This window comes from Pollutimonas bauzanensis (genome assembly GCF_900129885.1).
Lineage (GTDB): Bacteria > Pseudomonadota > Gammaproteobacteria > Burkholderiales > Burkholderiaceae_B > Pollutimonas > Pollutimonas bauzanensis.
On sequence record NZ_FQXE01000001.1, the window covers coordinates 404526 to 426405 of the forward strand.

Genomic DNA, 21880 nt, shown 5'->3' on the forward strand with positions numbered 1-21880 from the left:
CGTCAGAACCCTTCCTCGACCTGCGCGGTGACGACCATGACGGTGGTCAGATGCTGGGCCGCCGCGCGGTCGCTGCCGCCCAGGACTATAGGCAGGCCGGGGTTCAGGCGCCTGCCCTCGGTTTCCTCCTGGCTGCGGTCAAAGCCCGAAATGAGCAGCGGCTGGCCCGGCTGCAAGACCACTTGCTGCACGGTGCCGTTGCCGTCTATGGTGACCTGCTGCAGCTGCAGGGGATTTTCCTTGTCGCCGAAGGTGACGGTTTTCAGCGGCTGGGCCACCGTATTGTCGTAAGCGACCGACAGCAGGATCTGGCCGTCGTCCTGCGCATCGGGAACCAGCGTGATCAGCGAACCCACGGTTTCTTCGCGCTGGCTCACCGATACCGATGGCAAGGCCATGCCGGAGCCGCTGGCAAGCGCCGTGGTCTGCACCTTGTCGATATAGGAAAACGTAGTGCGCACGGCATGGGTGACCGGACGCCGGTTCAAGGTCAATACCGGCATGCTGCTGCGGCGCACGACCCGCCCTGCCTGGCCCAATGCCTTGATGAGAGAGTCCGACCCCTGGAACGGGCCCTGGTTCAGGCCCAGGCTCAGGCTGGCGGCGTCGGCCACGCTGGAGCCGGGCAGCGCCATGGCGGCGGCCGCCTTGGCGCTGGAAAAGACCAGATTCCAATCGAGGCCGGCCTCGGCATTGTCGTTGACCGATACCGTCAGTTCTTCGAATACCAGCCGTACCCGGCGCGTCAGGGCCCGGTTCTCGCGCTCAAGATACCGGCCTATGCCTTGCAGGACTTCGGGGGTATCGGTGACGATGATGGCCGAGCTGGCCCCGGGCTCGGCAACCAGCACGCCGGCGCGCGACAGGAAAGGCTCGATGCGCGCCCGCACCACCGCCAGCAGGTCGTGCGCGTCGCTGCTCAGGCTGGTTCTGGAAGTGCTGACAAAGCCTTCGGTCTTGTTGCTGCCGCCCAGGCCCAGGGAAGCCTCGGCATTGGCGTTGAGCGTCAGGGCGCGCACATTGAATACCCGGGTTTCGGTGCGAAAGAATTCGATGCGCTCGTTCTGATAGCGCCACATGACGCCCAGGCGCGCCCCGACCCGGTCGAGTATCCTGGCCAGGGGCTCGGCGCCCCCCGCCAGCGCTACCGTGGAAGCCGCCGCGACCGCCGCCGCGCCCGGCGCGAGCCCCGAGGCACCCAGGCGCGGCAGGAAATGCTCCAGCGGCAGCAAGGCATCGGGCCTGATGTGCACGGCGATATTGGTGGCCGCCGTGATGCGCTGGGCCAGGCGCGGCAGGTCCATGGGCCCGTCGGCGAACATCAGTGTCGTGTTGACGTTGGCCCGCAAGGCCGCCGGCAGGGTCAGTTCGCGCGCCAGAGGCTGCGCCCGGCCCGCCAGCCATGGGCGCGCCACGTCCTGCGCGGCCCGCCTTTCGTCCTGGCTGCCCAGGGAGCGGGCGAAACCTTCATGGCGCAGCTTGACGGAGGACCCGGCCTGGCCTATGGTTGCGGCGATTTGCTGCATTCTTGCGCCCAGCGCGCAGCCCGACGCCAGGACACACAGCCCTGTCGCCGCCAGATGCCGCGAGTATCGGTTCATGGCGACCCCGCCGCGCCGGCCGTGCGATCGCAGGGCTGCGCATAAGGCACGATGCGCAAGACGCGATTCGAATAGAAGCAGGGCTGCAGGGGCCGGTCCGACAATTCGGTGGATGCCAGCAGTTCCCGCACGGCGAGCTTGAAACCCGGCTCGAAAGTGGCCGAACCGACGATGGGGATGTCGGCATCGACGGCCCAGTGCTCGGGCTCGAACGTCCACCCTGCCGCCCCGGCCCAGCGCGCCAGCGCGGACCGCAGATTCAGGTCCCGCGGGCTGACCTCGTAGCGTTGCGGTTCGGAAGATTGCGACGATTGCGACGATTGTGGCGGCTGCGGCGGCTGCGACAATGGCGACAATGTCGACAATGGCGGCGATTGCGGCGGCTGCGGCGATTGCCGCCCTTCGGCGAGCGGGGCGGACCGGGCGGCTATCCGGGCCGGGTCGAAGCTTGCGGCGGTGAGCCGCGACGCCGGCGCCGGCGCGGCCAGCGCGGGGGGTTCAGGCATGGCCCGCGCAGGCGCGGTGGCAGCCTGAGCCGACGCGCCTATAGCTTGAGACGACGCGGTTGCGGCCAAAGCCGTCGCGCCTGCGCCTTGCGTCGCCGCTGCCGCGGCGGCTTCAGGCGGCCCGCCCAGCCGCTCGACCAGGGCTTTCAAGTGCCCGCCGCGCAGGACCAGTTCAGGCCAGACGCCGCCCAGGACCATATAGGGCCCTTCATGCGTATACGCCAGGGGACGATCGCCGCCGGCGGTGTGTTCGAAAACCGCGGGCAAGGCCTGGCGCGGCGCGAATTGCAGCCAGGTCTGGCGCCCGTTGTCGAATACCTGCAGCGGCGCCACCGCCCTGTCGCCCGACAGGCGCCAGGCGAAACTGTAGTGCGCGGCCGCGCTTTGCCCCGGCTTTCCAGGGATGAGCCGGGACCAGTCCGGCCCGCCCGCGCACGCCGGCAATAGCCCTGACAGTATCGCAACAAGAAGCATTCTGGCCATTTACGCACCTGAACAAGATAGACCGCGCCATGCCTTGGCGTTGCCGCTATCTTGCGCATGCCGGGCGGCCGGCGCCAGACTGGCTTGTACGGATGGAAAGTTTTGTCGCCTCACCAAGGCCGAAAATAAGCGTTGAAAATCAGGGCATCGATTATTTTTTGATGACCATGAAAACAAGACACCCCGTGGGCTCAATTTGCCCACGGGGTGTCTTGTTTGCGCCAGTAGCGCCTGCGGCCGGCCTTGGGGACCGGCCCGGCTTTATGCGATCAACGCTCGCGCATGATCTGGCCCGCTTCGGCGGAGGCCGATTTCAGGGCCGTCACCGCGGGCTGCTTGCCGTTGAAAGCGCCGTCCAGCTTCTGCTGGAACATGGCCTTGATCTTGGGATAATTGTTGACGCGGAAACCGCGAGACGTGACGGCGGGGCTGGTGGCATAGGCCGCCACCAGGCTCTGCCAGTCGCCCAGGTTCTTGTAATAGCCCTTGTCGGTTTGTTCGAAGGCCTGCTTGGTCAGAGGCAGGAAGCCGGTGTCTTGAAACCAGCCGGCCGCCTGTTTGGGCTGGCTGAGCCAGGACAGGAACTTCACGCTGGCGGCGTCGCTTTCCTTGGGCTGGCCGGCAATGGCCCATAGCGCGGAGCCGCCCACGAAGGGATTGCCCGGCTTCTGGGTGACTTCGGGGTAATACGGCAGGCCGCTGATGGCGAAGTCCAGCTTCTTGGAGTCTTTGAACCAGCCCAGGTTGCTGGAAGTGGACATCAGCACCGCGCATTCGCCATTGGCGAAACGCTTGGCCGCCACCTTGTCGAATTCGGGCTTGACCAGCAATTCGGTGCGCACCCAGCTGATCATCATCGACAGATGGCGTATGTACATCGAATCGAAGGTGAAGACCGGGGTGCCCTTGGCTTTCAGGCCATTGTCGTCGGTGGTGTAGGGCTGGTTGTTCACCGCCGCCAGGTTTTCCAGGTTGATGGACACCGGCTGGTCGCTGGTCAGAGGGCAATTGCGCGAGCCATTGTTGGCCATGGTGACCAGCTGGTCCTGCAGCCCTTTCCAGGACCGCTGCGGCACGGCGGGCTTGATGCCGGCCTTCTTGAAGGCGTCTACGTTGTAGTACATGACCGGCACATCGACCATGTAGGGAAAGGCCAGCAGGCGCCCTTTGCTGTCGCGGATGAAAGCGTTGGCGTCGGACAAAAACCATTTGGCGTCTTTGACCGGGTATTTGGCGGCCAGGACATGCAGGGGCTGGATATAGGACCGCTTGGCGATCTCGTCGGGCGCTCGGGAGTCGTCGAGCTGGACCAGATTCGGCTTGTCCTCTTGTTTCTTGGCCTTGGCCAGCGCCGCTTCGATATCCTCGGGCGTGGCGAAGGCTTTCAGTTCGACCTTGACTTCTTTCTGGTCCTTGTTGAAATCCTTGACCAGGTCCTCGAAGGCTTTCTTGTTATAGGGATTGAGGGAATGCCAGACCTGGATATCGGTGGCGGCCGAGGCGGCCATGGACGAAAGCAGCAGGGAGCCGGCGCTTATCCACGCCAGGCGGCGCCCGGAACCGGGAGCGCCAGAAAACCAGTGTTGTTTCATAAGACAATTAGCCTAGAAAAGGAAATTCGGGTTCGGGCCGGCGGCCGGAAATCAGGTCGGCCAGAGCGCGGCCGGAACCGACGCCCATGGTCCAGCCCAATGTGCCGTGCCCGGTATTAAGGTACAGGTTCTGAATTCTTGTTCTGCCAATGAGGGGAACATTTGAGGGAGTCGTGGGACGCAGGCCTGACCAGTAGCGTACGTTATCAAAATCGAGCGCCGTTGGAAACAATTCTCGCGCGAATTGGGCCATATTTTCGCAACGGATTGTATTAAGAGCGCGCGAATAGCCGGAAAGTTCCGCAGTGCCGGCCATGCGCAGCTGATTGCCCAGGCGGCTGTAAACCATCTTGTGCGCGCTGTCGGTCAGGCTGACCATGGGCGCGGCCGCCTCGTTGACGATATCGAAGGAGGCGGAATAGCCTTTGGCGGGATAGACATTGCACGGCACCCCCAGAGGCGCGACGAAATGCGGGGTGTAGGATCCCAGCGCGGCCACGTAGGCGTCGGCCTGGATGGTTTCGTACAGGCCGTCAGGCCTGATGACCTCGGCGCCCTGGATGCGCCCGCCGACCGATATCAGGCGGCTGAGCTGGGTGGAAAAACGGAATTCCACCCCCGCGTCGCGGGCGCGCTCGGCCAATGCCGTGGTAAACAGATAGATATCGCCGGTTTCGTCTTCCGCCGTATAGTCGCCGCCCACGATAGTGCCGCGCAAATGCGCCAGCGCGGGTTCCAGCTGGATGATTTCGTCCGTGGTGACAATCCGGCGGTCCACGCCGAAGTCGCGCATGACCCCGGCCATTTCCTGGGAATTCTCGAATTCGGCCGGATCGCGGTAGAAATTCAGTATGCCGCGTTCAAGATGGTTGTACTGTATGTCCAGTTCGGCGCGCATTTGCCGCAGGGTGCCGCGGCTGTATTCGGCCAGGCGGACCATGGCGCGGATGTTCGGCGCGAGGCGCCCGGGCAGGCACTCGCGCAGGAACATCAGCGCCCACCACCATTGGCGCGGATCGAACTGCGGCTTGAACAGGATGGGGGCATCGTCCTTGAATAGCCAGCGCGCCAGCTTCATGGGCGCCTGCGGATTGGCCCAGGGCTCGGAATACGATACTGATATCTGGCAGCCATTGGCCCGGCTGGTTTCCTGGGCGGGGCCGCTTTCGCGATCGATGACCACCACCTCGTGCCCCGCCTGGCGCAGCCACCATGCCGTGGATGTTCCGATAATGCCGCTACCGAGTACCGCTATTCTCATAGTTCCTGCCTTTAATGCTGATGGAAAGACGCGCGCCGCGGCGCGCCCTTTCCTGCTGGCCGCCTGGCCGGCGCGGGCGCCGGCTAGGCGGCGTCGGCCTCGGTCGTAAACGCGTCGGCGAAGAAGTCGTCTTCCGCCAGGCCGTTCAGTTGAATGAAATCCTTGCGGGCGCTGTCCACCATGATGGGCGCGCCACAAGCGTACACCTGATACCCCGACAAGTCGGGAATATCCTGCAGCACGGCTTGGTGCACGAAACCGCTGCGGCCTATCCAGCCGTCGCCGGCCTGCGCATCGGAGATTACTGGAACGTAGCTGAAATTGGGCAGTGCCGCGGCCCATTCCAATGCCTTGTCGTGCATATATAAATCGGCCGGACGGCGCCCGCCCCAATACAGCACAGCCTGGCGCCGGTCGCCGCTGGCTATCATACGCTCGACGATGGCCTTGATGGGCGCGAAACCGGTGCCGCTGGCCAGAAACACAACGGGCTTGTCGCTGTCATCGCGCAAAAAGAAGGAACCGAAAGGCCCTTCGACGCGCAGGATTTCGCGCACCTTCATCTGCGTGGCGCCCGCGCCGAAGACATGGTCGGTGAAGATCCCGCCCGGCAGATGGCGTATGTGCAATTCGACCAGATTGTTGTCGGCGGGCGGCGTGGCCATGGAATAGCTGCGCCGGCGGCCGTCTTTCAGGATGAATTCCAGATACTGCCCCGCATAGAAGCGAAACGGGTCGGTCGCCGGCAGTTGCAGCTTGACCACCATGACGTCGCTGGCGACGCGTTCGATTTCCATCACGCGCGAAGGCATTTTGCGTATCTGGATATCGCTGGCCATGCGGATTTCATGGGCTTCGATAAGCAGGTCCGAGCTGGGCCTGGCCTGGCAGAACAGCGTATAGCCCTGGGCCAGCTCTTCCGGCGAGAGGATTTGCGCCGGACTGCTTCCCGCATCGTATGAGCCGGCGACCACCTTGCCCTTGCAGGTGGAACACGCGCCGTTGCGGCAGCTGTAGGGCAGGACGATGCCCGCCGCCAGGGCGGCGTCCAGCACGGTCTGGCCGTCTTCGGCGGTGAACTCGTGATTGCTGGGTTGAACTGTAACCTTGAAACTCATAACGCCTGACAATATAAGAAATGAATGGGATAGGCCCATTTTAAAGGCAAGCCTGCCGGGATGGCCAAAGGCGGTTCCCGCGCGATCCGCGGGAAGCACTAGGCTACGCGGGCAAAAGTGTAGGTTGCTTCACCTTGATCGACAAGGCTTTTCCTTTGCGGGCCCGTTTGCCCATGTATTCGGCCAGCGCATCGGGACCCAGCTCCAGGACGGTTTCCTTGTTGCGGTATACGCCGCTGGCCAGTATTCCGGCCGGGCCCGCCGGCACCCATTGGGCCACGGCGTCGCCCGCGTCCAGCCCCATCAGGATGGTGCCGCGCCCGCCGCCTGACAGCGTCTTGAGTTCGGCCAGGTCCACCACCAGGAAGCGGCCCTTCCTGCTCAGCATGGCCAGGTGTTGATCCGTGCCGCGCAAAGCTGCGGGCTTCAACAAGGCGTCGCCCTTGTCCAGCGTCATGAACTGCTTGCCGGCCCGCTGGCGCGAGGCCATGTCCTTCTGGGCGGCGATAAAGCCGTAGCCGCCCTGCGTGCCCAGCACATAGCGCTGGCTGGCCGGCCCGGCAATCATATGGGTGATGCGCGTGCCGGGCTCCATGTCTATCATGGTGGTAATGGGCTGGCCGTCGCCGCGCGCCGAAGGCAGGCCGGCCACCGCCACCGTATAGACGCGGCCGCTGCTGGAAAAAGCCACCAATTCGTCGGTGCTGCGGCATTCTATGGCGTCGTACAGCGCATCGCCCGCCTTGAAGCCGAATTGGCCGGCATCGTGGCCGTGGCCCTGGCGGGTGCGCAGCCAGCCTTTCTGAGAAATGATGACGGTCACCGGTTCTTCGACGACGCGGTTCTCCAGCACGGCGCGTTCGGCCACTTCGATGAGCGTGCGGCGGTCGTCGCCATACTGTTTCGCGTCGGCTTCGATTTCCTTGATCATCAGGCGCTTGAACGCCAGGGGATTGTCCAGCAGCTCCTGCAGGGCGGCCTGCTCGTCCTTCTGGGCGGCCAATTCCTTTTCGATCTTGAAGCCCTCCAGGCGCGCCAATTGGCGCAAGCGCATCTCCAGGATGTCTTCGGCCTGCCGTTCGGACAGGTCGAAACGCTGCATCAGCGCCGCGCGCGGCTCGTCGGACTCGCGTATGGTCTGGATGACCTCATCCACATTCAGGTACACCACCATCCGGCCTTCCAGCACATGGATGCGGTCGGTGACCTTGTCCAGGCGGAATTGGGTGCGCCGCGTGATGGTCAGCGCCCGGAAGCCCAGCCAATCGGTCAGGACCTGGCGCAAGGCGCGCTGGCCGGGCCGGCCGTCGGTGCCTATGCAGACCAGGTTGATGGAAACGCTGCCTTCCATGCTGGTCTGCGCCAGCAGTGTATTGACGAATTCGTTGCGGTCGATGCGGCTGCTTTTGGGCTCGAACACCAGGCGTATCGAGGCCTGCTTGCCCGATTCGTCGCGCACGGTGTCCAGCAGGCCCAGGACCAGCGCCTTGGTTTGCTGCTGTTCGGTCGTCAGGCTTTTCTTGCCCGCCTTGACCTTGGGATTGGTGCGATCCTCGATTTCCTCCAGGATTTTCTGCGACGACGTTCCCGGCGGCAGCTCGGTGATCACCAACTGCCATTGGCCGCGGGCCAGTTCCTCGAATTCCCAGCGCGCCCGCGCCTTGATCGAGCCCCTGCCCACGCCGTAGATATGCGCGATATCGGCGGGCGAGGAGATGATCTGCCCGCCCCCCGCAAAATCGGGGCCGGGCACCAGGCTGTAGAGTTCTTCGTCCGCAAGCCTGGGATTCTTGATGAGCGCCACGCAGGCGCGCGCCACTTCGCGCAGATTGTGCGAGGGAATTTCCGTGGCCATGCCCACCGCAATGCCCGAGGCGCCGTTCAACAGCATCACCGGCAGGCGGGCCGGCAGCAGCACGGGTTCCTTCTGGCTGCCATCGTAGTTGGGGGCGAAATCCACCGTGCCTTCGTCGAGCTCATCGAGCAGGATGCGGGCGAACGGGGTAAGCCTGGCCTCGGTGTAGCGCATGGCCGCGGCATTGTCGCCGTCGCGCGAGCCGAAATTGCCCTGGCCGTCGACCAGCGGATAGCGCAGCGTGAAATCCTGCGCCATGCGCACCATGGCGTCATAGGCGGCCTGGTCGCCGTGGGGATGGTACTTGCCCAGCACGTCGCCCACCACCCGCGCCGACTTGACCGGCCTGGCGCCGGGGCCCAGGCCCATCGCCTGCATGGCGTAAAGAATGCGGCGCTGCACCGGTTTCTGGCCATCGGTGAGATCGGGCAGGGCCCGGCCCCGCACCACCGACACCGCGTAATCCAGGTAAGCCTGCTCGGCATAATGCGCGAGCGTAATACTGTCGTCGCCGTTCGGAGCTTCGTCGAACAAGCCTGTTTGTGTACTGTCCATTGTCATCTCTGTGTGGGTTTAAACGTCGACCTCGGCCAGATTGCCTTTTTCTTCCAGCCAGACGCGCCGCTGCGCGGACTCGCCCTTGCCCATCAGCATGTCGAACATCTGCGTGGTGGCGGCGATGCCCGGCTCGCCATAGGCGACCGGCATGAGGCGGCGGGTGTCGGGATTCATGGTGGTATCCCATAGCTGCTCGGCGCTCATTTCGCCCAGGCCCTTGAAACGGCTAATGCTCCAGGAGGCTTCGCGCACGCCTTCCTTGCGCAGTTTGTCCTGCACCGCCTCCAGTTCGCCCTGGTCCAGGCAGTAGACCTTGCGGGCCGGCCGCTTGCCGGCCGCGGGCACATCCACGCGAAACAGCGGAGGACGGGCCACATAGACATGGCCGGCTTCGACCAGCTTGGGAAAGTGGCGGAAAAACAGCGTCAACAGCAGCACCTGGATGTGCGAGCCGTCGACATCGGCGTCCGACAGGATGCAGACGCGGCCGTAGCGCAATCCGGAAAGATCGGCGCTGTCATTGGGCCCGTGCGGGTCCACGCCTATGGCCACCGCGATATCGTGGATTTCATTGTTGGCAAACAGGCGGTCGCGATCGACTTCCCAGGAATTCAAGACCTTGCCGCGCAAGGGCAGGACGGCCTGGTAGCCCTTGTCGCGCCCCATTTTGGCCGACCCGCCGGCGGAATCCCCTTCCACCAGAAACACTTCGGTGCGCGAGGCATCGCTGGATTCGCAATCGGTGAGCTTGCCTGGCAGCACCGCCACGCCCGAGCTTTTGCGCTTTTCGACCTTCTGCGACGACTTGGCGCGCGCCTGGGCCTGGCGTATGGCGCTTTCCGCCAGCTTCTTGCCGTATTCGACATTGGCATGCAGCCACAAGTCCAGGGCATTCTTGGCAAAGCCGCTGACCAGCCGCACGGCATCGCGGCTGTTCAGGCGCTCTTTGATCTGGCCCTGGAATTGCGGATCGAGCACTTTGGCCGAAAGCACGAAACTGGCGCGGGCAAACACATCTTCAGGCAGGAGCTTGACGCCCTTGGGCACCAGGCTGTGCAGCTCGGCGAAAGACTTGACCGCATTGAACAGGCCGTCGCGCAGGCCGGCCTCGTGGGTGCCGCCCGCCGTCGTGGATATCAGGTTCACGTAGGACTCGCGCACCACAGGGCCGTCGACCGTCCAGATCACCACCCATTGGGCGCCCTCCCCTGGCGCGTAGGACTCGTCGTCGTCCGCGGCGTACTGCTTGCCCTCGAACACCGGGATGATTTTCTCGGCGTCATCCAGGGCTTCTTCCAGGTAGCCGCGCAAGCCTTCCTGGTACTGCCACTCGCGCGTCTCGCCGGTTTTCTCGATGAGCAGCGTCACCTTGATGCCATTGAGCAGCACCGCTTTGCTGCGCAAGGCATGCACCAGCTCGGCCATGGGTATGGCGGCCGAATCGAAATATTTGGGGTCGGGCCAGACGCGCACCCGCGTGCCGGTTTTCCTGCGGCCGGCCGGCTCCAGTTCGCGCAGCGGCTCGAGCACGTCGCCATTGGCGAAAACCAGCTCGTGCGTCCTGCCGTCGCGCCAGACGCGCACTTCCAGCCGCGTCGACAGCGCATTGGTGACCGATACCCCGACGCCGTGCAGGCCGCCGGAAAAAGCATAGGCGCCGCCCGCTTTCTTGTCGAACTTGCCGCCGGCGTGCAGCCGCGTGAACACCAGTTCCACCACGGGCGCGTGCTCTTCGGGATGCAGGCCCACCGGGATGCCGCGGCCGTCGTCCTCGATGGACACGCTGCCATCGGCATGCATGGTGACCTTGATCTGCTGGACAAAGCCCGCCAGGGCCTCGTCGGCGGCGTTGTCTATGACTTCCTGGAGGATGTGCAGGGGATTGTCGGTGCGGGTGTACATGCCCGGCCGCTGCCGCACAGGTTCCAGCCCTTTCAGTACTCGAATTGATGCTTCGTCGTAGCGTGGTGTAGCCAATTTATTCTCGAATTTTCTGTGAGGAAAGCGCTATTTTACGGAGTATGCGCCACATCGGATTTGAACAGACCCGCGCCGCTGGCGAAAAGCCGCTGTGCGCGGCCGGGCCGTCGGTGGTATGCTTGTAAAAAATGGGTCACAAGCCCCACCGGCACTTACTAGAATACATGGTCTTGTTGCCTGCCTTCCTGTAGCTTATCCAAGTTTCCAATCATCTTCTTTGTCTTTCTATCATGAGCGAATCTATCAAACACGTGAGCGATGCCTCCTTCGAGGCCGACGTCCTCAACTCGGACGTACCCGTTCTGGTCGACTACTGGGCGGCCTGGTGCGGGCCCTGCAAAATGATCGCGCCGTTCCTTGACGAGGCCGCCAGCCAGTACGAGGGGCGTGTTATCATAGCCAAAGTCAATGTGGACGAAAACCCCGAAACCGCCGCCAAGTTCGGCATTCGCGGCATCCCGACACTTATGCTGTTCAAAGACGGCAAGGCGGCAGCCACCAAAGTGGGCGCCTTGTCCAAGTCGCAACTCAACACTTTCCTAGACGAATCCCTGTAAATCGGTCGTTGTCGCGCGAGCCTATTCTAGGCTCGCCACCACTTTGCAAATACCCCCCTCTTTCCTCACATGCACCTCACCGAATTAAAAGCACAGCACGTTTCGAAACTTCTCGAAATGGCCGCAGCCCTTGATATTGACAACGCCAGCCGCTTGCGCAAGCAAGAGCTCATGTTTGCCATCATGAAGCGCCACGCCAAGCAAGGCGAACAGATTTTTGGCGACGGCGTCCTGGAAGTGTTGCCCGACGGCTTCGGTTTTTTGCGCTCGCCCGAGACCTCCTACCTGGCCAGCACCGACGACATCTATATTTCGCCCTCGCAAATCCGGCGCTTCAATCTGCATACCGGCGACTCCATCGAAGGCGAGGTCCGCGTCCCCAAGGACGGCGAACGCTATTTCGCGCTGGTCAAGGTCGACAAGGTCAATGGCATGCAGCCAGAGGCCATCAAGCATCGCATCATGTTTGAAAACCTCACGCCGCTGCATCCGGACGAGGTCATGACTCTCGAACGCGACATCAAGAGCGAAGAGAACATCACCGGCCGCATCATGGACATCTTCGCTCCCGTAGGCAAAGGCCAGCGCGCCCTGATCGTGGCCAGCCCCAAGTCCGGCAAGACGGTGATCATGCAGCATATGGCCCATGCCATCAGCGCCAATTATCCCGACGCGGTCATGATAGTGCTGCTGGTCGATGAGCGCCCCGAGGAAGTCACCGAAATGCAGCGCACCGTGCGCGGCGAAGTGGTGGCGTCGACGTTCGACGAGCCGGCCACGCGCCACGTGCAAGTGGCCGAAATGGTCATCGAAAAGGCCAAGCGCCTGGTCGAACTCAAAAAAGACGTTGTCATCCTGCTGGACTCCATCACCCGCCTGGCGCGCGCCTACAACACCGTGGTTCCGGCTTCGGGCAAGGTCCTGACCGGCGGCGTGGACGCCAACGCGCTGCAACGCCCCAAGCGCTTTTTCGGAGCCGCCCGCAACGTCGAAGAGGGCGGCTCGCTGACCATCATCGGCACGGCGCTGGTGGAAACCGGCAGCCGCATGGACGAGGTCATTTACGAAGAGTTCAAGGGCACCGGCAACTCCGAAGTCCACCTGGAGCGCCGCCTGGCCGAGAAGCGCGTGTATCCCGCCATCAACCTGAACAAATCGGGCACGCGCCGCGAAGAACTGCTCATCAAGCCCGACCTTTTGCAGAAAATTTGGGTGCTGCGCAAATTCATCCACGACATGGACGAAATCGAAGCGATGGAGTTCATTCTGGATAAAATTCGCGCCACCAAGACCAACGCCGAATTTTTCGACATGATGAAAAAATAACAAAATGACGCTACCTACCCTTGATCATTACCTTGCCCAAATAAGCGCCCGCGACCCGCATCAGCCTGAATTCATGCAGGCAGTCAAAGAGGTCATGAATAGCCTCTGGCCGTTCATCGAAAAAAACCCCCGCTATGCGCAGCATGGCATCCTGGAACGAATAGTCGAACCGGAACGCATCATCCAGTTCCGCATCTCGTGGGTCGACGACAGCGGGCAAGTGCAGACCAACCGCGGCTACCGCATCCAGCACAGTTCCAGCATAGGCCCATTCAAGGGCGGGATGCGTTTCCACCCGTCGGTCAATCTTTCCATCCTGAAATTCCTGGCCTTCGAGCAGACGTTCAAGAATGCCTTGACCACGCTGCCCATGGGCGGCGGCAAGGGCGGCTCCGACTTCGATCCCAAAGGCAAATCCGACGCGGAAGTCATGCGCTTCTGCCAGGCGCTGATCATCGAGCTGCACCGCCATCTGGGGCCGGACACCGACGTCCCCGCCGGTGACATCGGCGTGGGCGCCCGTGAAGTCGGCTTCATGGCCGGCATGATGAAGAAGCTCTCCAATTCCGCGGCATCGGTATTCACCGGCAAGGGCCTGAGCTTCGGCGGCAGCCTTGTCCGCCCCGAGGCCACCGGCTACGGCACGGTCTATTTCGCCGAGGAAATGCTCAAGCACGCCCATCAGTCCATCGAAGGCCTGACGGTATCCGTGTCGGGCTCGGGCAACGTGGCCCAGTACGCCATTGAAAAATGCCTGCAGCTGGGCGCCAAGGTCATTACCGTCAGCGACTCGCATGGCGCCGTCATCGACAAGGCGGGCTTCACCCACGAAAAGCTGGCCGCGCTCATCGAGCTGAAAACCCAGCAGCGCGGCCGCGTCGAAGACTACGCCAGGCAGTTCAACCTGGTCTATGAAGCCGGCAAGCGCCCCTGGCATGTGCCGGTGGATGTCGCGCTGCCCTGCGCCACCCAGAACGAACTCGAACTCGAAGACGCCCAGACGCTGATCAGAAACGGCGTGCGCTGCGTGGCCGAAGGCGCCAACATGCCTACCAGCCTGGCCGCGGTCGACGCCTTCATCGACGCCAATATCCTGTATGCGCCCGGCAAGGCCAGCAATGCCGGCGGCGTGGCGGTGTCCGGCCTTGAAATGAGCCAGAACTCGCAGCGCCTGCAATGGACCCGCGAGCAAGTGGACACCAAGCTGCACGCCATCATGCGCGACATCCACGAAAACTGCGTGCGCCACGGCTCCGAAGGCAAATCGGTAAATTACGTCAATGGTGCCAATATCGCCGGCTTCGTCAAGGTCGCCGACGCAATGCTGCATCAAGGCATTTTCTGACGCAGGCCGGGTTGCGGCGCCACGGGCGCGCAACCCGGCAGACAACGCGGCAGCACAAACACCAAATAGTCGGGTCGGCCGGCGCGGCCCTAGGGCTCCACTCGCGGAAGCGTGCCGGCTTTCGGCGCGGCGCCGGGATTCGCGGCCGCTTTCCCATTGGCCGCGGGTACGGCGATTTCCTTGATCTGCGGGTCGTCCCAATCGCCATGGATCTGATATTGCGCCGTCATGGCCTTGGCCAGCGGCCCCTGCAGCAGCCACTGCGTCAGGAATGCGCCGACGCCCACGATGGGATTGATGGCAATGCCCGCCGCGACGGCGGCGCCGCTGACATCCAGGTTGGGAACCACCACCGCCTGCAAATTCAGATTTTCGCGCACCAGATCGACATCCCCGCCTATCACGATAGTGCCCACCGGGCCAATGACGCGATAATCGCTGGTGCTCATCACGCCGCTATCCAGGACCAGGGTGCCGCGCAGCTTGTCGTAGGGAAAGCCTTCCTTGGTCAAGCCCGCCGGATTGAAATCCAGGCGCGCCATCCTTTTCACCGACTGCAGGGAAAGCAGCTCCAGCAGGCGCGATGAACGCGAATTGACGTTGCTGAAACGGCCCTTCTCGAGGTCGAACTCGATCTTGCCGTTCAAGTCCTCCTTGCTGACATCCCAGGGCATATTGCGCCACTCGAACCGGCCCTTGAGGGTGCCCTTGCCCGCTTTCATGACGTCCTTCATGCCGACCTGGTCGAAATACGCTCCCAGGTCGCTGATATGCGCTTGCGCGTCCAGCGTCAAGCCGCGGTCCTTGCCGCTCAGGCGCCACATGCCCGAGCCCGCGAGGCTGGCCCCACGGCCGGCCAGCTTGAGCTCGTCGAGCCGCCACAGTTCCCCGCGCGCCTGGTTGACGCCCACCACCGATAATTCCCCCGCATCGCGTCCGTACAGGCGCAAGTTCTTCACATAAAGATTGACTCCGGGAATATCCAGATCGTCGTCGATGCGAAAACTGCTGTCTTCGGCATTCTTGTCGTCCGCCGCGCCGCCGGCCTTGTCACGCCCCAGTGCCAGCCGGTCGAAATTGGCGTCGATGCGGCCCGCTATGCGGCCCCTGGCCTCGCGCCAGAACAGGGTGCCGGCGGTCTGTGTAGAGCTTACATCCACGCGCCATTGCTCGGGCTCGGGCTGGCGCGCCGTAAAGGTCAGTTCATCGAGCTTGAGGCCATGCACCCGGGCCTGCGCGGTCTGCAGGCGCAACTGGCGCGCATCGGGCAGCAAGGGGCGCTCGCGCCGGCCGCCGGGCTTGGCCGAAGTGGAAAATTCGCTGACGATCCGGTCCCAGCTGTCGATATCGACCGAGGGATAACTCACATCCACGCTCAAGCCCTCTGGCTGGAGATCCGGCTCCTGATTCACGCCCACCGCCGCCGCATGGAAATAAGCGCCCTCCTTCCGGCCATTACGGTGCAGCAGCGTGGCGCGCATGCCCTGGCCCAGCGCCACATCGAGGGCCATGCTCTTGCCGTCCGCATGCCGGCGCCAATCGACGTGCAGCGGCATGGCTTGCCCGGCGGATTTGCCCAAGGGAGGCGGCAAATCGAGCGCCAGCCCCGACAGGGTGGAGTCCAGGCTGAGCGAAAACGACTTGGCATCGGGCTGCTGCACCGTGGCTTTATACGGCACAGTGCCCTGCAGGCGCTTCATGCCCTCCAGGCCGACATAGTCGGCCAGGGCCTTGGCGCTGGCCCGGCCCTGCAATTGCAAGCCCTTCTGGGGCCCGCCCACGCCGCCGGTGAAGCTCACCGGCCCTCCCAGGAAGTCCGCCTTGAGCCCGGATGAACTCATTGCTTCATCGGTAAAATCCAGGGCGCCGCTGATCTGGCTGAACGCCGGCATCTCCGGCGCCAGGCGCAAGCTGTTGCCCGAAAAGCGGATAGCGCCCCGCAGCTTGGTATCGCGGCTATTGAGCAGGGGTATGGTCAAGGCCAGCGGCACTTCCCAGTCGCCGTCGGCGCTCGCCTCGTTGAATACCCCGCCCAGCATCTCGCCCAGGGGCGTATGCTTCATGAGCGCCAGATAGGCCTCGCCCTTGGCCGCCGTCAGGCCATCGATATGCAGGACGGGCTTATCTTCGATATTGGGAATATGGGCGCTGACCTGGCTCAGTTGAATCGGCAGGCCGGCGGCCGGCTGCATCCACGCCTGATCCGACACCAGGCGCAGATCGGCCCGGTGCAGCGCTATGGTGCCCTGCATGTCGTTCAGGCGCGGCCAGCCCAGCGTCTTGCCCTCCGGCGGCAGGTAATCGATCATCCCGCCCGAATACCGTCCCAGGACCTTGAAATTGCCTTTGGAGGGGTCCTCGGCAAAAGGAAAGTGTTCGAGATCGCCGTTGAGCGTCAGGTCGGCATCCTGGATGACGCCGGCCAGCAATCCCTTGGCCATCCATTCGCGCGCATCGAGGTCCACGATGCCAGGCAGGTATTCATGTATCGCCGCGACCATGGCCCGCTTGAACTTGCCATGGATATCGATCAGGCCGGCAGGGCCGCTGCCGCCCTGCTGCCAACTGCCTTGAAGGCTGGCATCCATATCCTTGTTGGCCAGGTCCACGCGGTCGGCCTGCACACGCAGCACCGAGCCGGGCAGATTGCGCGCCGTGCCCTGGGCGTCGATGCTGTTGAAGTCCAGCGGTTGGGCGAAAATGTCGCCGGCGTCCAGGCCCAGCCTCCTGGCCTGCAGGCGAAACTCGACAGCGGGAGCCGGCGCGGCGCCGGCAATCGGCGGCAAGGCCGGCGCGGCGGGCGCCGATGCGCCGGCGCTTGCAGGAAAGATCTGCCGGAAGCCCGCCCAGGGCCCGGCCATGTACAGGCGCAGGAAGTCGGCCTGGACATACGCCTTGTCGCCAAACCGCCAGCGCCCCTGTTTGACGGTCACATCCGAAGTGTAGCGGGCGATGCCGCCGGCCGCGAGGGTCAGCCAGGCCTGGGCCGACACTTCCCCGGATTCCAGCGGCTGGGGCATGTCCAGCCAGGGACTCCAGCCCAGCGGGCGCATTTTCTCCACATTGACATACACCTGCCCGGCGCCGTCCTTCAGGGAGAATGCTTGCGGCCCGCCCCCGGACGCCTGGCGGAACTGGCCGCGCACATCCAGCGACTGGCCCAGTTCGGACGGCGGTATCGCCCTTGCCGAGAAAGAGTGATCGGCTCCATGGCTGCGCAGGGTCAATGTCACAGACCGCAGAACCAGCGGCGGCGCATGGCGGGTTTCGTCCACCCAGCGTATCGTCGCATCGGCCAGCACGATCCGGCGCTGCGTGGCCAGCCATGCGAGGATCTCGTCCTGCGCGCCGGCATCCTGCTGATCGAGGGCCTCCATCTGGAAAGACTGCCCCAGCACCCAGAGGCGCTGGCGGCGGTCGCGCCGCAGGCTGATATCGATGCCCTGGGCCTGAAGGCTGACGAATTGGGGAGTCCCGGTGAAAAGGCTGCGCCAGCTCAGCACCGCCTGCACGCGGGGCAGGCTCAGGACCTGGCGCTGGCGCCGGTCGGTGAAGGCGACATCGCCCAGCTCCAGCCGCGGATGCAGCCCGTTCCAGTCGGCCTTCACTACGCCCAGGCTGACCCTGGTCTTCAATGCCGCTGACAATTGCTGCGCAATATAAGGGCGCCACTGATCGATATTGGGCAATACCCAATAGCGGACGCCCAGGAACAGCCCTGCCGCCAGGAAGTAGACAAAGAGCACTATCTTGAAAAACAGCTTCAGCAAGGCGGAAGGGATTCGAAACACAGATTGAATTAGCCAGAACAGTAATATTTGCAGTATCTTCTCGGGGTTGGCCCCCACACCTTGTACCCGTTTTTACGGTTTTCGTCTTCCCGCTTTTGAGCCTCGTTCCTTTCTTGTAAGCCCTATGTCCTCAGCCATTATATTAGACCCCGCCCTGCGCTGGTCCGGCGCGCTGCGCCGCAAGATCGGCGCCAACGCGCCATTCGAGCAATGGCTGGCGCAAGCCGCCGTCCAATCGATCACACGCAAGACCGTTCAAGCCTGGTTCGAGGAGCTCAGGGGCGCCGGCCCGGATGCCGCGCTGCCGGTGGCCGACGTGCGGCGGATATTGCGCCAACTGCGCGAACGGGTTTTCTTTACCCTCATGGTGCGCGACATCAACGGCGCCGCGCCCTTGCATGAAGTCGTCGGCGCCATGTCCGCCCTGGCCGACCTGGCGGTAGCCCAGGCCTATGAAAGCGTGGCCGCCAGCCTGGCCGAAACGCACGGCGTGCCCATCGATCCCCACAGCGGGCGGCCCCAGGAACTGCTGATCCTGGGCATGGGCAAGCTGGGCGGCAGGGAATTGAATGTCTCGTCCGACATCGACCTGATCATGCTGTATGGCGAGGAAGGCGAAACCACGGGCCGGCGCAGGATCAGCCATCACGAATTCTACGGCCGCGTCACGCAGCGCATGATGCCCGTGCTCTCGGAAATGGACGCCGACGGCCAGGTTTTCCGTACCGACTTGCGCCTGCGCCCGGATGGCGATTCCGGGCCCCTGGCCTGGAGCCTGGAGGCGCTGGAAAACTACCTGGTCAGCCAGGGCCGCGAATGGGAACGCTATGCCTGGCTGAAAAGCCGCGTCATCCCCTGCAAGGCCTTTGCCGGCAGCGATCCGGCCGGCCAGCTGGAACAGCTGGAATCCTTGCGCACCCCTTTCGTCTACCGCAAATATTTCGACTTCGACGCCCTGGCGGCGCTGCGCGGCCTGCGCGAACGCATACGCCAGGATTGGCAGCGGCGGGCCCTGGCGCGCACCGGCGTGGACACAGTCCACAACATCAAGCTGGGCGACGGCGGCATACGCGAAATCGAATTCATCGTGCAGTTGAGCCAGTTGATACGCGGCGGGCGCATGCCGTCGCTGCAGCAGCGCTCCCTGCTGTCGGCCCTGCACAAGCAGAAAAGCGCCGGCGTCATCGCCCCCGAGGTCGCCGACAATCTTGAAGCCGCCTACTGCTTTTTGAGGCGCGTCGAGCATATGCTGCAATACCGCGAAGACGAGCAGACCCACCTGCTGCCGCGCGACGAGGCCCAGTGCCTCGGCCTGGCGCAGGCCATGGGCATGACGCTGCCGGATTTCGAAGCCCGGCTGTCGGCCCACCGCGCCTTCGTCGAGCAGAGCTTTCGCAACGCCTTCCGCATCGCCGGCATGGGCGGCGACGACGAACAGAATGGCGACGCGCCCGAGCAGCGCGCCGATACGCCCTGCGGCAACCTGATCGAGCATATCCGGCAGCACATCGGCGCGCAGGCGCCCGCCATCTGCCAGCGGGTGGATGCGCTGATGGACAGCCACCGCATCCGCAGCCTGCCCGAGAGCAGCCGCAAGCGCGTCGAAACGCTGCTGCCCGCCATCATCAGCACCGCCGCCAAAACCGAGCATCCGGACCAGACCGCCATACGCCTCTTGACGCTGGTGGAAAGCATAGCCCAGCGCAGCGCCTACCTGGCGCTGCTGGCCGAGTACCCCGACACGCTGGCCAGGGTGGCGCGCATTGTCAGCGCCAGCCCCTGGGCATCCCAGTTCCTGAGCCGCTTTCCGCTGCTGCTCGACAGCCTGATCGAATGGCATTCGCTGCTGGAGCCGCCGGATTTCGCGCAGATTGCGCAGCAGCTGCACAACGAGCTCGACGCCTGCACCCTGCCCGACGGCCAGCCCGATGTCGAGCAGCAAATGAACTTGATGCGCGATCTGCAGCACCAGATCACCTTCCAGTTGCTGGCCCAGGACCTGGAAGGGGTGCTGACGGTGGAGCACCTCGCCGACCGCCTGTCGGCGCTGGCCGACATGCTGCTGGCCGAAACCATCTACCGGGTATGGCCGCTGGTGCAGGGCAAGAACAGGCGCGCCGACCTCGCGCCGCCCCAGTTCGCCATCATTGCCTATGGCAAACTGGGCGGCAAGGAAATCGGCTATGCCTCCGACCTGGACCTGGTGTTTCTTTACGACGACCCCAGCGACGATGACGCCAGCGAGATTTACGCCAAGCTGGGGCGGCGCATGTCATCGTGGCTGTCCACCATGACATCCTCGGGCCGCTTGTATGAAATCGACCTGCGCTTGCGCCCCGATGGCGACGCGGGCCTGCTGGCGGTGTCGGTGGACGCCTTCGCGCAGTATCAGACGCAGCATGCCTGGGCCTGGGAACACCAGGCCATCACCAGGGCGCGCTTTGTGACGGGCGACGCGCAAATCGGCAAGCGCTTCGAGCAGATCCGCCAGCAGGTCCTGCTCTTGCCGCGCGACCCGCAAGCCTTCAAGACCGAAGTGCGGACCATGCGCGCCAAGATCGGCGCCGGCCACCCCAACCGCACGCCGGACTTCGACCTGAAGCATGATCGCGGCGGCATGGTCGATGTGGAATTCATTACCCAATATCTCGTGCTGTGCCATTCCCGCCAGTATCCGGTGCTCTTGGACAACCTGGGCAATATCGCGCTGCTGCGCCTGGCCGCCGAGGCGGGGCTGATCCCGGCCGACCTCGCGCCCAGGGTGGCGGACGCCTATCGGGAGTTCCGCAAGCGGCAACACGCCTTGCGGCTGCAGGGCGCCGAAAAGGCCCGCGTGCCGAGCGATCAGCTGCTGAAGGAGCGCGCGGCGGTGCGGGAACTTTGGAATGTGGTGATAGGGGACTAAAATAGCCGGTATTACTCTTCACCCATACGCCTGCCCGGGCGTATCCTCGAGCCATGACTGATTTCCAACGCCCCCAGCTTGTCCTGCCCGATAACCGCAAGAAGGTGCTCTTGCATTCCTGCTGCGCGCCCTGTTCGGGCGAAGTGATGGAAGCGATGACCGCGTCGGGCATCGAGTACGCGATATATTTCTACAATCCCAATATCCATCCCGACCGCGAATACGAGATACGCAAGAACGAGAATATACGCTTCGCCGAAGAGCACAATATCGAGTTCATCGACGCCGATTATGATCGCGACAATTGGTTCGAACGCGTGAAGGGCCTGGAGGACGAACCCGAGCGCGGCCAGCGCTGCACGGTGTGTTTCGACATGCGTTTCGAGCGCACCGCCTTGTATGCGCATGAGCATGGCTTCGACACCATCAGCAGTTCGCTGGGCATCTCGCGCTGGAAAGACATGAACCAGATCAATGGCTGCGGGGAACGCGCGGCGGCGCGCTATCCGGACCTGGTCTATTGGACTTACAACTGGCGCAAGGGCGGGGGTTCGGCGCGCATGATAGAAATCAGCAAGCGCGAGGAGTTCTATCAGCAGGAGTACTGCGGCTGTGTATATTCCTTGCGCGACACGAACCGCCACCGCCGCGCCCAAGGCCGCGAGCGCGTGAAGATAGGCATCAAGTTTTATGGCAAGGACGAACTCGAACTGAATCCTCCGCCGACGATGCCGCAGAAGTAAGGCAATAGGTTTCTACGTCTCGCTGTCGTGCGTCGGTGTGTGTTCTTTAAATGCCTTTTGTGCTGTTGCGGGTTGCTATTTGGACGTTGCTATCGTGCCCTAGGCCTGTCCTTTATGCGGTTATTGGTTCTTGATGCGGTTATTGGTTCTTGACGCGGGTGTTGGTTCTTGACACGGGCGTTGTTCTTGACACGGGCGTTGTTCTTGACACGGGCGTTGTTCTTGACACGGGCGTTGTTCTTGACACGGGCGTTGTTCT

At 63.4% G+C, this 21880-nt stretch carries 13 protein-coding genes; 5 read left to right on the forward strand and 8 right to left on the reverse strand.

The window, feature by feature from the left end:
* Positions 1-2: 2 nt before the first annotated feature.
* The 7 genes from BUB23_RS02035 to BUB23_RS02065 form a co-directional block, all read right to left on the reverse strand.
* Positions 3-1601, reverse strand: a complete 1599-nt coding sequence (locus BUB23_RS02035) for a hypothetical protein (RefSeq protein WP_073101389.1) — start codon at positions 1599-1601, stop codon at positions 3-5.
* Positions 1598-2590 carry a TrbG/VirB9 family P-type conjugative transfer protein gene (locus tag BUB23_RS02040; protein ID WP_073101390.1) on the reverse strand — a complete coding sequence of 331 codons (993 nt, stop codon included), beginning with the start codon at positions 2588-2590 and terminating at the stop codon, positions 1598-1600. The genes BUB23_RS02035 and BUB23_RS02040 overlap by 4 nt, the downstream gene beginning before the upstream one ends.
* Before the next feature lie 269 nt (positions 2591-2859).
* Entirely contained in the window at positions 2860-4182 is a 1323-nt protein-coding gene (locus BUB23_RS02045) for an extracellular solute-binding protein (protein ID WP_073101391.1), read from the reverse strand.
* A 7-nt stretch (positions 4183-4189) separates the two neighbouring features.
* Entirely contained in the window at positions 4190-5443 is a 1254-nt protein-coding gene (locus BUB23_RS02050; RefSeq protein WP_073101392.1) for a D-amino acid dehydrogenase, read from the reverse strand.
* Positions 5444-5526: 83 nt separating this feature from the next.
* On the reverse strand, positions 5527-6561 hold the full coding sequence (locus BUB23_RS02055; RefSeq protein ID WP_073101393.1) for a CDP-6-deoxy-delta-3,4-glucoseen reductase: 1035 nt from the start codon (positions 6559-6561) through the stop codon (positions 5527-5529).
* Between the two features lie 103 nt (positions 6562-6664).
* On the reverse strand, positions 6665-8971 hold the full coding sequence (gene parC, locus BUB23_RS02060; protein ID WP_425439509.1) for a DNA topoisomerase IV subunit A: 2307 nt from the start codon (positions 8969-8971) through the stop codon (positions 6665-6667).
* A gap of 18 nt (positions 8972-8989) precedes the next feature.
* Positions 8990-10951, reverse strand: a complete 1962-nt coding sequence (locus BUB23_RS02065; protein WP_073101395.1) for a DNA topoisomerase IV subunit B — start codon at positions 10949-10951, stop codon at positions 8990-8992.
* 233 nt (positions 10952-11184) lie between these two features.
* Between BUB23_RS02065 and trxA the strand changes: the two genes are divergently transcribed.
* The 3 genes from trxA to gdhA all read left to right on the forward strand — a co-directional run bounded on the left by trxA (position 11185) and on the right by gdhA (position 14182).
* The gene (gene trxA, locus BUB23_RS02070) at positions 11185-11511 is read left to right on the forward strand and encodes a thioredoxin TrxA (RefSeq protein WP_073101396.1); all 327 of its coding nucleotides are present in this window, start codon (positions 11185-11187) and stop codon (positions 11509-11511) included.
* A gap of 69 nt (positions 11512-11580) precedes the next feature.
* Complete coding sequence (rho, locus tag BUB23_RS02075; RefSeq protein ID WP_073101397.1) at positions 11581-12837, forward strand: transcription termination factor Rho; 1257 nt, start codon at positions 11581-11583, stop codon at positions 12835-12837.
* A 4-nt stretch (positions 12838-12841) separates the two neighbouring features.
* Entirely contained in the window at positions 12842-14182 is a 1341-nt protein-coding gene (gdhA, locus tag BUB23_RS02080; protein ID WP_073101398.1) for an NADP-specific glutamate dehydrogenase, read from the forward strand.
* Positions 14183-14271: 89 nt separating this feature from the next.
* On the opposite strand, the gene BUB23_RS02085 is transcribed toward gdhA, so the two are convergent.
* On the reverse strand, positions 14272-17973 hold the full coding sequence (locus BUB23_RS02085) for a YhdP family protein (protein WP_143160846.1): 3702 nt from the start codon (positions 17971-17973) through the stop codon (positions 14272-14274).
* Positions 17974-18097: 124 nt separating this feature from the next.
* Here BUB23_RS02085 and glnE point away from each other — a divergent pair, with 124 nt between their 5' ends.
* Both glnE and BUB23_RS02095 read left to right on the forward strand, forming a co-directional pair.
* Positions 18098-20878 carry a bifunctional [glutamate--ammonia ligase]-adenylyl-L-tyrosine phosphorylase/[glutamate--ammonia-ligase] adenylyltransferase gene (gene glnE / locus BUB23_RS02090; protein ID WP_073101400.1) on the forward strand — a complete coding sequence of 927 codons (2781 nt, stop codon included), beginning with the start codon at positions 18098-18100 and terminating at the stop codon, positions 20876-20878.
* Between the two features lie 53 nt (positions 20879-20931).
* Positions 20932-21621: an epoxyqueuosine reductase QueH gene (locus tag BUB23_RS02095; RefSeq protein ID WP_073101401.1), complete on the forward strand. Its 690-nt coding sequence runs from the start codon at positions 20932-20934 to the stop codon at positions 21619-21621.
* The last annotated feature ends 259 nt before the right edge of the window (positions 21622-21880 follow it).